The sequence below is a fragment of the Ruminobacter sp. RM87 genome, from assembly GCF_000701925.1.
GTDB lineage: Bacteria > Pseudomonadota > Gammaproteobacteria > Enterobacterales > Succinivibrionaceae > Ruminobacter > Ruminobacter amylophilus.
Genome location: NZ_JNKD01000009.1, coordinates 50,673 through 64,979 on the forward strand (window position 1 = coordinate 50,673; position 14,307 = coordinate 64,979).

A 14,307-nucleotide genomic window follows, 5' to 3' on the forward strand; every position below is an offset into this window, starting at 1 on the left:
GGTTCACCTGCAATATTTAAAGAATATACCTGCTTAAATCTTCATTTTCTATAATATTTCCAAGATGTTCAGAAACATAAGATCTGTCAATTGAGAATGAAGAACCTCTGTATTCTGACGCGTTGAAGGAAATATCTTCCATCAATTTTTCCATAATGGTGTGTAAACGGCGAGCCCCTATATCTTCAACGGATGAGTTGACTGAATAGGCGGCCTCAGCGATAGCATCGATTCCATCCTGAGGGAAGGAAATATTAACACCTTCCGTTTCCATAAGCTTTATGTACTGTTCTGTGAGAGATGCATGCGGTTCTGTCAGTATTCTGGCAAAATCTTTGGCTGTAAGTGATTCAAGTTCAACTCTAATTGGAAGTCTGCCCTGCAGTTCAGGAATCAGATCAGATGGCTTGGATAATTGAAAAGCTCCGGAGGTAATAAACAGAATATGGTCGGTTCTGATTACGCCGTATTTAGTTCTGACAGCACATCCTTCAATCAATGGAAGAAGATCTCTCTGTACCCCTTCTCTGGAAACTCTTGTCTGGGTATCCTTCTGGTTTTCACAGATCTTATCGATTTCGTCGATAAATACAATACCATGATTTTCAACAAGATTAACCATGCTGTGTTTAATGTCGTTTTCATTAACCAGTTTTGATTCTTCGTCTTCGGTAATGATTTTAAGGGCATCTGTTACTTTAATGTGAGTTCTGCTTATTTCAGAATTGAACTGATTGTATATGTCTCGCAGTTTTCCCGGTAAACTGTCTACATCAGGAGCGAGCATTATTTGAATATTGCTTGCAAGGTCGTTCGTTTTAGGGAGATCTATAAAAATTTCTTCTTTGTCATAGAGCCCTTTTCTTAAGTTATCCAGAATCTCTTCTCTCGTTGGAATGGTGGAAAATGATTCGTCATCTTTTTCAGAATTTGATTCTTCTGAGAATTTTGAAAAAAGTGCTTCCACAACTTTCTTTTCAGCCTGTTCCGTTCCCTCCTTCTGATATTTTTTCTGCTGTTCTTCTCTGAGCATTTTCATGGCCACTTCAGCAAGTTCATCAATAATAGAATCAACTTCCTTACCAACATATCCGACTTCAGTGAATTTAGTGGCCTCTACCTTGAGGAAAGGAGCATCAGTTAATTTAGCAAGACGTCTTGCGATTTCTGTCTTACCGACACCTGTCGAACCAATCATCAGAATATTTTTTGGGGTTGTCTCTTCTCTTATAGATTCATCAAGCTGCATGCGTCTCCATCTGTTGCGCATGGCTATGGCAACGGAACGTTTTGCTTTATTTTGTCCAATAATATGTTTATCCAGTTCTGCGACAATTTCACGAGGTGTCAAATTTTTCATTCTTAACGGATTCCGTAACTGTATTCTAGGAATATGACTAGATTGCTATTGATTCGATGGTGAACTGCTTATTTGTGAATACACATATATCACTGGCAATATCAAGTGATTTTTTCACGATTTCTTCAGCATCAAGTTCTGTGTTTTCAAGTAATGCTCTAGCTGCGCTATACGCATAATTTCCTCCGGAACCTATAGCGAGCAGGTCGTTATCCTGTGTAACCACATCACCAGATCCACTGATAAGAAAAGATTTGCTTTTATCAGCAACAATTATCATTGCTTCAAGCCTTCTGAGAATTTTGTCCGTTCTCCATAATTTAGAAAAGGCAATTACGCTTTTTTCGAAATTGCCATTACAGGATTTAACCTGTTCTTCAAAAATATCAAGTAAAGTGAATGCGTCTGCAGTTGAACCTGCAAAGCCGACAATGATATCTCCGTTGTTCAGTTTCCTTACTTTTCTAGCATTGCCTTTAAGGACGGTGTTTCCTAATGAAACCTGTCCGTCACCGCCGATCACTACTTTTCCGTTTTTTCTAACTGATACTATAGTTGTCATTCGATGAACCTGCAGTATTAATATTTAAAGAAGGCGCATTCTGAACCCAGTTTGGCGTTTACAATTTCTGATCTTGCCTTTTCTGCTTCAGCCTGATTTGTATAAGGGCCTATGCGTACTGCATAGGCGTATCCACCACCTATCTGTTTATGATATATGGAGGATTCTTTTCCGTTAAATGCAAGTTTGGCCTTCTGTTCCTGAGCTTCTTTCTCTGTACGATAATTTCTTGCGCATTCGATATAGAGCTTACCTTTCTGTACAGGTTTGCTACTAACATTATTACCTGAGACAGTATTGGAATTAAGAGAATGCCCCATCTTTTTTTCCATGGCTAAACGACGTTTTTCTTCGGCTATGCGACGTTTTTCTTCAGCGATTCGTGCTTTTTCAGCCTCTACTTTACGACGTTCTTCTTCCAGTTTACGCTTTTTTTCCGCAAGGGCTTTTTTTCTTGCGTTTTCTCTGGCAATAGTCTCTGCTTCGTAATTTCTGGTAATAGTTACTCCAGAACCGGTGTCTATACTTCTGTTTTCCAGAATTTCAGTATATTGATATCTGGAATTACTATTAGACTGTGGTTTTGCAACCTGCGGCTTTGTTGTTTTCTGAGTCGAGGTTGCGATTGCTCTGCTGGCATTTTTATTTGACTGTAATTGCCATACAACAACCCCGAGCAGAGCAATAATGATCAGAGCCGCCATGATAATAATCCTGACCTGCCATCCCGATATCTGGTTTTTTTTAGAAGATTTTCGGGATGAGGATTTTTTTCTGTTTCTTACAGTCGCTACCATTACATTCTGTCCAGAACATTGATACCAAGCATATTAAGACCTGTCTTTATGATTGATGATGTTGCCTTGCATAATGCCAGACGACTTGCCTTGACATCTTCTGCAACTTCATCCTTATTTATTGGGCATGCTTCATAGAATCTCATAAATAAGCCGGCAAGTTCATATACATATGTACATATGATATGAGGGGCAATCTTGTTGGCAGCATTGTTTACAACTTCGTTGAATTTTACAAATTGCTGAGCAAGAGCTTCTTCTTCAGGTGTTGTGATTACGATCTTGCCAGGTTTTGCTTCGCCAGCTTTCTTGAAAATAGACTGAATTCTGCTGTATGCGTATTGAAGGTACGGAGCTGTATTACCTTCGAATGTTAACATGTTATCCCAATCGAACACGTAATCGGTTGTTCTGTTTTTGGATAAATCTGCATACTTTACGGCTCCCATTGCAACGGTTTTGATTACTTCATCTTTCAGGTTGTCTGGAAGGTCGTTGTTTCTTTGGGAAATTAATTCAGCGGCTCTGGATTCAGCTTCATTGAGCAGATCCTTTAATTTTACGGTACCGCCGTCTCTGGTCTTGAAAGGCTTGCCGTCTTTACCCAACATCATACCGAAAGCACCGTGTTCCAATACCACTCCTTCAGGTACATAGCCAGCGAGTCTTGCAATTTCCCATGACATCATTAAATGTTCGTGCTGACGACTGTCTGCAAAACAGATTATTCTGTTTGCACCTAAAGTTTCACAACGATATTTTGTGCAAGCTATATCGGTAGTGGTATACAGGAAACCGCCATCTTTCTTCTGAACAATAACACCACGAGGATTTCCGTCCTTATCGGCAAAACTCTTCAGATAAACTACCATTGCTCCGTCATCTTTAACGGCAAGATTTTTGTTAACAAGATCTTCGACAAGAGGCTTCAGCATTGGATTGTACAGGCTTTCCCCCATAATATCCTTTTCTGTAAGAGATATGTTGAGTCTGTTGTATATTTCCTGATTCTGAACCATGGTAATGTTAACTAGCTTCTTCCACATTTTCAGACAGTATTCATCACCACTCTGAAGTTTAACTACGTAACCTCTGGCCTTTACAGCGAATTCTTCATCGCTTTCATAGCATTTCTTTGCTTCACGATAGAAAGCCTCAAGATCACTGAGCTCAAGATTTGAAGCATTTTCATTTTCTTTCTTTTCGAGATACGCAATCAGCATACCGAACTGGGTACCCCAGTCACCAATGTGATTGGCTCTGATAACTTTGTGCCCTAAAAATTCAAGAATGCGAACAACGGCATCACCTATAACTGTTGAACGGATATGATGAACGGCCATTTCCTTTGCTACATTAGGTGATGAGTAGTCAATAACGACAGTTTCCGGTTTATCGGTAACCTTGACACCTAAGTGGTCGTCACTGAGAATGGCTTCAACCTGAGCTGCAAGATAATTTTTACTAACAAAGAAATTAATAAAACCGGGACCTGCAATTTCCACTTTGGTAATTTCGTTGGATACGGGAATGCTGTTTACAATTAATGAAGCTATTTCCTGTGGCTTTTTTTTCATTGGTTTGGCTAAAAGCATGGCCAAATTAGTTGCATAATCACCATTTTTCTTATCTTTGGTGTTTTCAATCATTACTCTGACATTTGAGTCCTGAGGAATAAGATTGTCTTTTTTAAACTGTTCTACTATTCCGGTTAAAATATCTTGAATTTTCTGTTTCATAATTGCGATAGCTTTATTAGTAAAATAAACAAATTTTGCTAAATTTTACTCTGTCGGCATTTTTTTTTCCACTTAAAAAATTAATCACCGTTTCTGCTGATTATGTTATTTATTCGTTACCCAAAGGATCAATTTCTATAACAGAATGAACTGATGATTTGCATTGAAACCTGTCAATATTTGCAATAATCAGATCTACAAATTCTGATAAATCCCTTTTAGCACGCGAGTTGATTAGAACGTAGAAGTGATACCTGTTCTGTCTTCTGGTAATGTAGGCCGACGTCGGTTTCATAATGACAAGATTGCTGAATTTTGATGACTGACTGTTCATGAAATTATATGCATCGTATATAAACGATATGACCTTTTCACGTTCAGTTCCATCTGCTTTAAGAATGGCATAATTCGTAAAAGGAGGTAGCATCATCTGTTTTCTTTTCTTGAGGCACTCTTCGGCAAAAGTATGGTATCCGTAATTTAGCAGTGTACTGAGAACAGGATGATCAGGTGTGTGTGTCTGTAAATATACATATCCCTGTTTTTCCCCTCGTCCGGATCTTCCGGCAACCTGAACGATTAATTGAGCTAATTGCTCATGAGCCCTGTAGTTGTTGGAAAAAAGGCAGGAATCGATGTCGATTATGCCAACAAGCGTTACATTAGGAAAGTGATGCCCTTTTGCAAGCATCTGTGTTCCGATGATTATGTTGTACTTATTGTTATTTATGTCGTCCAGAATAGTATTGAGTACACCTTTTCTGTTGATGGCATCGCGATCAATTCTTACAGGATTTGAATTGGGAAATAACTGCTGTATATGTTCAAATATCTGTTCAGTACCATTACCTGTAGGGGTCAGTTCGGTAAAACCGCATTCTGGACACTGATGGGGAATAATGAATTTGGTTTCGCAGTGATGACAAACCAGTCTGTTTTCGGTCATGTGATATGTAAGGTTTGAATCGCAGTTCTTACACATGAATACATACCCGCAGTTGTGGCATATCAGTTTTTGTGAATAACCTCTGCGGTTAATTAAAAGCAGTACCTGATTACCTTTGCCAAGTTCTTCATTAATGTGCAGAGAAAGTTCTTTTGAAATACCATGGTTAATGATCTGCCTGCGCATGTCGATAATGTTAAAAATCGCATCTGATGCGTTTCCCGCTCTTTTGCTGAGTATTATTTCGGTGTATTTCTTCTTTTGGATATTGTTTACGGTTTCGATGGATGGAGTTGCTGTTCCCATTATGATGGGGATTTGTCTAATAAAAGCCAGCATTACGGCACAGTCTCTTGCGTGGTATCTGAAGCCGTCTCCCTGTCTGTAAGATGAATCGTGCTCCTCATCGATAATGATTATTCCTAAATTAGGAATGTTAGCAAACAGTGCGCTTCTTGTTCCTATCAGTATTGCAGCCTCATTTCGTTTCATCATGGCAAAAGATTCAAATCGTTCATTGTCATTTAAAGATGAATGAATACAGACAATAGGTACATTAAATCTGTCGTAGAAACGTTTGACAGTCTGAGGAGTCAGGTTTATTTCGGGAACTAAAACAAGAGCCTGTTTGCCCTGTTTCAGCGTTTTTGCAATCAGCTGAAGATAAATTTCTGTTTTTCCAGAGCCTGTCACACCATTGATGACAAAAGCATTGAATCCGTGAGAGGCGCTGATTACGTCGTATGCGTGCTGCTGTTCGTCATTAAGGATTTTGGCATCGGTAATTGATATGTTGTTTTTGTCCCATTCGTGTACCTCATCTCTCAGATTGCTTTTGGTTATCAGTCCCAGATTGAAAAGTTTGGTGATAATTGCCTGGTTTATTCCCAACTCTTTTAATTTATGAGATGTACACGGAGCTTCTCTGATAATGTTCAGGGCGGCCTTACAGGCCTTGGCTCTGCTTATGCATGATGTATCAGCATCACTGACGAATGTCCACAAATCTATTGGTTTCAGACCAGCCTTCTTGGGTTTTCTAAGTAAGAGGGGCATAGCTGTATAAAAAACTTCGCCAATAGGGTAGTGATAATAGGATGCCGCCCATTTAAGGAGCTGAATGTTATATTCGTCAAATATAGGAGAATCATCCAATATCTCTTCTATTTCTTTGACGGCTCCTTTTCCGGTATATGTCTGTTTTTCAGACTGCTCAATGACTATGCCAACGGTTTTCCTGTTGCCGAATTTTACAAGTGCACGGCAACCAATAAGGTTAACTCCTTCGATTTTTAAATCAAAGGATAATTTGTATTCAAATGTACGATATAAAGGGGTGTTTATAGCTAACTGTAGGTACATGGAATTATTAATTATAAAAAAATCAAAACTTTATCTTGCACAACATTGCTCAATAATATATCATTCGCTTGCATTTTTATATTTTTGTTTACATTTTACATCGTGTCTGACGCGAAAAGTGGTTGGAAGGGCGATGTAGCTCTATTTTAAGAGGTTTTCCATGAAAAAAGATATTCATCCAGCATACGACGTTGTAACCGTTAAGTGCTCATGCGGTAACACTTTCCAGACCCGCTCAACTGTTGGTCACGATATTGTTATCGATGTTTGCTCAGCTTGTCATCCATTCTACACCGGTAAGCAGAAGATTGTTGATACCGGCGGACGTGTAGAACGCTTCAACAAGCGTTTCGGTATGCTTTCTTCAAAGAAGTAATCCAAGTCGGCACACTGCACTAAGGTGCAGTGTGTTTTCTTTTATACACAGAATTATCATTATTTGTGTTATTGTCAATCAATCTCTGATTAATCATATATTCCTGAATTTCTTGCTTTGTACTGTATGTAACATAGCGTAAAAGTTTGATATTTTACAGTTTTTACAACAAAACTTGATCGATTATTGTCCTAATGATGTGCAAAATTGTAATGTAATCGTAATTTTGGCAAATATGAGACGGTACAGAGGTAACAAATAAAAAAATCTCGCTTATAATTAAAGACTATACACTTGATATAAGTGGAATTGTATATTTTGTCGTTGTAAGTATACATAGGGTTAATAAAATTGGCGCAACATGTTCGATATGATATGTTGCATTTCGGAGATTATCGCATGACCGATAAGATATTACATGATGCTGCATTAGACTATCATGCACATCCAACACCTGGTAAGATCTCAATTCAGATCACCAAACCCGCTGATACCTCTCATGACCTGACTTTGGCATATAGTCCCGGAGTTGCAGAACCGGTTCGTGAGATAGCAAAGAATCCTGAAGATGCATACAAGTATACTATCAAGGGAAACCTCGTTGCTGTTATTTCAAATGGTACAGCTATCCTTGGTTTAGGTAATCTTGGTCCACTGGCTTCTAAGCCTGTTATGGAAGGCAAAGCTCTTCTGTTTAAACGTTTTGCTAATGTTGATGCAATTGATATTGAAGTAAAGCACAAGGATATTGACGATTTCGTCAATACCGTTGCAAATATTGCTGATACATTTGGTGGTATTAATCTTGAAGACATCAAAGCTCCTGAATGTTTTGAAATTGAATCAAAATTAAAGAAGCTTTGTTCTATTCCTGTTTTCCATGATGATCAGCATGGTACAGCTATTGTTACAACGGCAGGTATGCTGAACGCTCTTCAGTTGCAAGGAAAGAAAGTTGAGGACTGTAGGGTTGTTTGCTTAGGTGCAGGTGCAGCTGGTATTGCTTGCTCTACATTCCTGTTGGAATGCGGTGTTAAGCCAGAAAACTTCTTCATGATTGACCGTCATGGTGTAATCAGATCTGATCGTACAGATTTGAATGAACAGAAGAAGAAATTCATAAACGATACAGGTCCAAAGACTTTAGCCGAAGCAATGGACGGTGCTGATGCGTTCCTTGGGGTGTCTGGTCCTAATTTGGTAACCAAGGAAGAAATATTAAGCATGGCTCCTAAGGCTGTAATTCTGGCTTGTTCAAATCCTGATCCTGAAGTATCTCCTGCTTTAGTTCAGGAAGTTAGACCTGATATTATTTTCGGTACCGGAAGATCAGATTATCCAAATCAGATTAATAATGTAATCTGCTTCCCATTCCTCTTCAGAGGTGCGCTTGATGTAAGAGCAACAGAAATCAATCTTGAAATGAAAAAAGCTGCAATGAATGCAATCCGTTTGCTTGCACAGGAACCTGTTCCTGAAGAAGTTGCTCATGCTTGCGGAGAAGATCATTTTGAGTTTGGACCTCATTACATTATGCCAAAGCCTGTTGATCATCGTCTGTATTCATGGGTATCTAAGGCTGTAGCTGAAGCCGCTGTTAAATCTGGCGTAGCCAGGGCTCCGCTCCCTGATCATTATCTTGAAAATGAATAATATCAGTTTTTGTTAACGATAAATAACCCCGTAATTTCAATTATTACGGGGTTATTTTTTAGTACTTCAGAGAATTTTCTAAGCAATCAAACACAGTATTTTATTGCATTCTGGTTAGAATCACTCCACTTTCAATATGTTCTTCGGTATATGGAAATTGGTCAAAAAATGCAAATTTACTTATTCTGTGAGTTTCTGTCAGGGATTTTAAATTATCCATCAGAGTCACAGGGTTACATGATATGTAGATTATGATTTCGTATCTCTTTAGAAGGTCTATGGTATCTTTATCTAATCCTGCTCTAGGAGGATCTACCAGAACGGTTCTGCACGAGTATTCGTCGAGATTTACATTATTGTTTTTTAAACGATTGAATTCTCTTTTTTTATTCAAGGCTTCGGTGAATTCTTCAGCACTGAGGCGTATTATTTTCAGGTTTGTAACGTTGTTCATTGCAATGTTGATCTGAGCTGATTCAACACTGGTTTTAGATATTTCTGTCGCAAGTATTTTTCTGAAATTACCAGCCAGGGCAATAGAAAAGTTACCATTGCCACAATACAATTCCAAAAGATCCGTATCACTCAAATCAGAAGTGTTGTTCTGCACCCAGGTAAGCATTTTTTCAGAAACATGAGCATTGGGCTGAGTAAAACTGTTCTCTACCTGCTGATATCTGAATTGTTTGTTATTAACAGTCAGCGTCTCATAAACACAGTCTGTATCAAGAAGAATTTTCTGCTTAAAGGCTCTGCCTATTATATTTATGATGTTGTCAGGAAATTTTTCTCTGAGATGACCGAGTAAATTTTTTGCCTCCTCAATCCAAGATTCATCAAGTTTTCTGTGGTAAAGAAGAGTAATTAAAGCTTCTCCGCTTAATGTGGTTAAAAAGTCTATTTCAAAAAATTTCACTGATAATGCACGGTGACTACTTATGTAATCAGCAACAACAGGCATCAGGTCGTTAATCAGTTTCGAGGCAGTAGGGAATTTGGTTAGAAAAACCTTGCGTTTACTGTTATCTGAAGTATCCACCATGTAATAACGAACGAGTTCGCCTTCAAGATAGATGCAGAATTTGGCCCTCATGCGATAGTTAATCGGCTCTGAAGTAAAAATTTCTGGTTCGGGAATGGTAAAAAGATTTTTAAATTCGGCCAATAACTTTGAAGTCTTATTAGCTAACTGGGTATTATATGATGAGGTGTCTAATGTTTCAAAATCTTTCATAACAAACCTTATGGTCAAAAAGTGTAACAGGCGAGGATTATAACAGAACATAAGCTATTCTAAAAACTTATTCACAATTATATAAATAAACAGGTGAATTGGTTTTAATACTGTAGACAAGGACATGGCTAAATTATCGTATATTTACATTTAAATGGTTTATGTCTAAAATACCCTCGACTTTTGGTACCACTCTGTTTATAGGTTGGTTTAATAAGGAAATACGGTGAGAATCCGAAACTGTCGCGCAACGGTGATGCATACAAATGTGTTTGTATGTTCAGTCCGAATACTTTCCTTAAGTCTAAGTAATTTTACAAGTCTACGCGAAATGGATAGTTTTATGAAAAGAGAATTATTATTGGCAGGTTTGTTTGTGCCTGTTATTGCTTACGCAGGAACCGATACAACAGATGAAGTTGTCGTTTCTGCATCCCGTATTTCTGAAACCAAAACTCATATTCTTGGACAGGTTGATGTTATCACTGCAAAAGAAATTCAGGAAAGAAATCTGAAAACCTTAACTGACGTTTTGGCTCTGTTGCCTAGCGTTCAGGTAGTTTCATATGGTGGCAGAGGTCAGTCCGGATCTTTTTATGTTCGTGGCGGTAATGCTAATCAGGTTTTGGTTTTACTTGATGGAGAGAATTTAAGTACCAGCAAGATTGGTGAGTTCAATTCTAATCACATACCAACAAATATGATTGAGAAAGTTGAATTCATCAGGGGACACAGAGCTTCTGTTTATGGGGCCAATGCTGTTCTCGGGGTAATTAATATTATCACTAAACCTGAATATAAAACCAAACAGAGAGCTGCATATACTTATTCAAGCTACGATACTCATGATTTCAGTATGCAGAATACTTTTGCCATTACGGATAATGATGCATTAAAGGTAACCGGTGGTGTAAGCAGTTCTAAAGGATTTAACGTTCATCCTGTTTCCGGAGTTAATGAAGGTGCTAAACACGGATTCAAGAACAATAATGTTCAGATTGGATATACTCATACATTTGATAATGATTTAGAGATCAGAGCAGACTACAAGCGTATCAAGAATGAAGGTGATTACGATAATTCTTGGAGTGGTACTCCTGCAACAAGTGTGAATTACGATGAAAACCAGATCGTTTCTGTGGGAGCTGATTTCGGGAATGAACTGTATGCATTTGACTTCGGTACCATGTATACTCACGATAATGATTACAATCATCCAAAGGATGTTCCAGTTTCTGACATGCAGTCATCTGCGTTTAAGATGGACACCATAAACTCTCATTTTACCAATGAATTTTATCCGGTAACCGAATTGAGATTAGGTTTTGGTGTGGATTACAACTACAGCAGACTTAATAAGAATTCAAAGGTTGAATGGAGCGGAAATTTTGCAGACAGTGCCAAATCTATTTCTAATAAGGCCGGATTCGTTTTTATGAAGTATGATCAGAATATTTTTTCAGGAGAATTATCAGGAAGGCTTGACGATAATTCTGTCTATGGTTCTGAAGGTACCTTTAATGTCGGGTTAGGTGTGAATATTCTGGAGGATAATCAGCTGTCAGCAAGATATGGTACAGCATACAGAGCTCCTAATATGCAGGAACTTTATTATCCGGGATATGGCAATAGCCGTCTGGATCCTGAAAAATCAAAGAATGTAGAAGTTACTTTAAGAAATAAGTATTTCTTTGTAACGGGATTCTACAATAATATTAAGCATCAGATTGGCTCAGATCCATTAACATGGCAGTACGAAAATATCAACAGAGTAAACATCAAAGGTGTTGAAATGGGAGCGAATATGCCGTTCAACAAGTATCAGAATCTGGACCTTTCTGCTTCTCTGATGAATCCAAAGAACAAGGATACTCATCAGACCGTGTACGGTAAGGCAAAACAACTCTATAAGGCCAAGTACATGTTTGACAGTGAAGATCTTTTTGGTGACTTTGGAATGGATGCCTACGCAGACTATCGTTACACTTCAAAAAGAACATTTTCAAATGGTCAGACTTTAGGCGGCTTTGCTGTAGTTAATTTAGGCTTCGGATTAACTCCTGCAGGAATGAATAAAAATATTAGATTCGGTTTTGGCATAGATAATCTCTTAGACAAGAAATATGAATACTACGCGGGTTATCCAACAGGCGGAAGAGTATATTCAGGTACAATAGAGATTAAGAATCTGTTTTAATTATTTTTGATTTGGATATATTATAAAAGCACTGAAACGATGTAGGATCGGCAGTGCTTTTTTTATGGATACAGTGAATATTATGAAGTATAGCGTTCTTTTTTTTGATTCCGGAATAGGTGGATTGTCTGTATGTCAGGAGACTCTAAAGCAGAATCATAATATTATCCCGCTGTATTTGTTTGATAATCTGCATTTTCCATATGGAATACAGCCTGATGACGTTGTAATAAATACAGTGGTTGAACTTATTGCAAAATTTACCTCACGAATACATGTGGATTTAGTGGTAATAGCGTGCAATACAGCGAGCACCGTAGCACTTGAACAGGTCCGTAAAGCTGTAGATATACCAATTGTTGGGGTTGTTCCTGCAATAAAACCGGCTTCGGCTATTACAAAAAATGGAGTGATAGGACTGCTGGCTACTCCTGCGACAATTCGCAGAAAATATACAATGGATTTAATAGCAAATTTTGCAAGCGATAAGACAGTATTAAAAATCGGAACATCAGAACTTGTGGAAATAGCCGAGAGAAAAATGATTGGCCTGCCTTATGATGAACAGATTATCAGTCATGTTCTTCACGAATGGGTGGAAGGTGATGTAAGGCCGGATACCGTGATTCTGGGATGTACTCATTTCCCACATCTGCGCTCAGAAATTCAAAAAGTGTTGCCGAGTGTAACGTTGGTGGATTCAGGTGATGCTATAGCAAGAAGAGTTAAATTCCTTTTGACTGAATTAGCCAATAATCACATCAGCACGGATACATCAGTGGCGGAAACCGAGTCTACGGCTTATTGCACTGATGTAAGAAAACTTAATAGCGATCTCATTTCCGGATTTAAAAAATTCGGATTTTGCGAATTGAAACTTTTTGAGTAAAAGAGATCAATCACCTAGGCTGAAACAGTGCGACTATTTGCTTCTTTAACTGACAGTTTTCGGCCTTTAACTTCTTTATTGTTCAACAAACTAATAAAATTATCCTTAGCTGATGCTGATACTCTCACGAAAGCATAATTCTTGCGTTTCTTGGTTTTTGGATCCTTTGGTAGCTTCAGGGAGTAGATGTCTACACCTGTACTGAATACCAATTTCTTGATTTCTAATTCATTAAGTGAAAAGGGAATGTTCCCTATGAAGATATCACAGAATTCAGATTCATCAGTTGGCATTGCTTTGAATGAAAAGTTTTGTTTGATTCCATGTTGTGTATGATTCTCTGAGTTGCTGCGTACGGAATTCTTGTCTTTGACAATAGACTGACCATGGTTCTTGGTGGCAAAAGAGCGAGGAAGATCAATGGGTCTGTCATCAGGTCTTGGGTTTTCTACTTTATCGGTAACTATGCGGTTTTTGAGAACAAAGGCTAAAGGGGATACGATGCCAGAGATGAATACAAAAATAACAGTTAGCCAAAATGTCAGCGGAAGCTCAAAAATATTTGTGAATGCACATTTGGTATATACGCAAACATAGACCAACGTTATAACAAGTGAAAGAAAGCATGATTTGAGATATTGCTTTTTCATGGACATAATTTTATCTCCATAAGTGCATAAGAAAAAAGTGTGATGTGATTATTGATGATTGAGTGAGAAATAAGAATATAAAACAGTACTCTTACAATTTTAAAGACAAAAACAGAGTCTAAATTTGATTTATCGCTCAAAAATTGATAACTTTGCAGGAAAACGGCAAAAAAATGTACAAAAAATAAAAAAAATTAGAAAAAGATCAAAAAAACAGTTGACGAAAAAAATAAAAAACCTAAAATACACATCGTTCGCTGAGCACAGCGAAAACAAAAAGTTCTTTAAAAACGAATCTAGACAATCTGTGTGGGCACTCGCTGAATTCATGAGCTGAAATAAAAAATGGTTCTTGAAGAAGCTGAGTGTCAAATCTAAGAGTAATTAGAAAGACAGTCATTCAAAGAGAGCCGAAAAAACTTCAACTAATTTAAAGTGAAGAGTTTGATCATGGCTCAGATTGAACGCTGGCGGCAGGCTTAATACATGCAAGTCGAACGGTAACAGCAGGAAGCTTGCTTCCTGGCTGACGAGTGGCGGAC

The 14,307-nt window shown here is 38.0% G+C and carries 11 protein-coding genes, 1 rRNA gene and 1 riboswitch; of the genes, 5 read left to right on the forward strand and 7 right to left on the reverse strand.

Going from position 1 to position 14,307, the window contains the following annotated elements:
- Positions 1-16 precede the first annotated feature (16 nt).
- The 5 genes from hslU to T489_RS0103930 all read right to left on the reverse strand — a co-directional run bounded on the left by hslU (position 17) and on the right by T489_RS0103930 (position 6,766).
- Complete coding sequence (gene hslU, locus T489_RS0103910; RefSeq protein ID WP_031578740.1) at positions 17-1,360, reverse strand: ATP-dependent protease ATPase subunit HslU; 1,344 nt, start codon at positions 1,358-1,360, stop codon at positions 17-19.
- A gap of 37 nt (positions 1,361-1,397) precedes the next feature.
- Positions 1,398-1,922: an ATP-dependent protease subunit HslV gene (hslV, locus tag T489_RS0103915; protein ID WP_031578741.1), complete on the reverse strand. Its 525-nt coding sequence runs from the start codon at positions 1,920-1,922 to the stop codon at positions 1,398-1,400.
- A 17-nt stretch (positions 1,923-1,939) separates the two neighbouring features.
- Positions 1,940-2,626 carry an SPOR domain-containing protein gene (locus T489_RS0103920; RefSeq protein ID WP_157608049.1) on the reverse strand — a complete coding sequence of 229 codons (687 nt, stop codon included), beginning with the start codon at positions 2,624-2,626 and terminating at the stop codon, positions 1,940-1,942.
- A 92-nt stretch (positions 2,627-2,718) separates the two neighbouring features.
- Positions 2,719-4,458, reverse strand: a complete 1,740-nt coding sequence (argS, locus tag T489_RS0103925; protein ID WP_031578743.1) for an arginine--tRNA ligase — start codon at positions 4,456-4,458, stop codon at positions 2,719-2,721.
- Positions 4,459-4,567: 109 nt separating this feature from the next.
- Positions 4,568-6,766, reverse strand: coding sequence for a primosomal protein N' (locus T489_RS0103930; RefSeq protein WP_031578745.1), 2,199 nt, complete (start codon positions 6,764-6,766; stop codon positions 4,568-4,570).
- 160 nt (positions 6,767-6,926) lie between these two features.
- On the opposite strand from T489_RS0103930, the gene rpmE reads away from it, so the two are divergent.
- Together rpmE and T489_RS0103940 are read left to right on the forward strand one after the other, a co-directional pair.
- On the forward strand, positions 6,927-7,142 hold the full coding sequence (rpmE, locus tag T489_RS0103935) for a 50S ribosomal protein L31 (RefSeq protein ID WP_031578746.1): 216 nt from the start codon (positions 6,927-6,929) through the stop codon (positions 7,140-7,142).
- A gap of 399 nt (positions 7,143-7,541) precedes the next feature.
- A complete protein-coding gene (locus T489_RS0103940) occupies positions 7,542-8,795 on the forward strand; it encodes a malic enzyme-like NAD(P)-binding protein (protein ID WP_031578747.1) in 1,254 nt (417 codons plus the stop codon).
- Between the two features lie 100 nt (positions 8,796-8,895).
- Here the strand turns inward: T489_RS0103940 and trmA are convergent, their stop codons facing one another.
- On the reverse strand, positions 8,896-10,029 hold the full coding sequence (gene trmA / locus T489_RS0103945) for a tRNA (uridine(54)-C5)-methyltransferase TrmA (protein ID WP_031578748.1): 1,134 nt from the start codon (positions 10,027-10,029) through the stop codon (positions 8,896-8,898).
- Between the two features lie 167 nt (positions 10,030-10,196).
- A riboswitch (cobalamin riboswitch) is annotated at positions 10,197-10,345 on the forward strand.
- Between the two features lie 27 nt (positions 10,346-10,372).
- Between trmA and T489_RS0103950 the strand changes: the two genes are divergently transcribed.
- Entirely contained in the window at positions 10,373-12,226 is a 1,854-nt protein-coding gene (locus tag T489_RS0103950; protein ID WP_031578749.1) for a TonB-dependent receptor domain-containing protein, read from the forward strand.
- Positions 12,227-12,290: 64 nt separating this feature from the next.
- Positions 12,291-13,115: a glutamate racemase gene (gene murI / locus T489_RS0103955; RefSeq protein WP_232218277.1), complete on the forward strand. Its 825-nt coding sequence runs from the start codon at positions 12,291-12,293 to the stop codon at positions 13,113-13,115.
- A 14-nt stretch (positions 13,116-13,129) separates the two neighbouring features.
- On the opposite strand, the gene T489_RS14105 is transcribed toward murI, so the two are convergent.
- On the reverse strand, positions 13,130-13,771 hold the full coding sequence (locus T489_RS14105) for an RNA recognition motif domain-containing protein (protein WP_051621769.1): 642 nt from the start codon (positions 13,769-13,771) through the stop codon (positions 13,130-13,132).
- 426 nt (positions 13,772-14,197) lie between these two features.
- Here T489_RS14105 and T489_RS0103970 point away from each other — a divergent pair.
- Positions 14,198-14,307 (forward strand): 16S ribosomal RNA (locus T489_RS0103970); the annotation flags it as partial.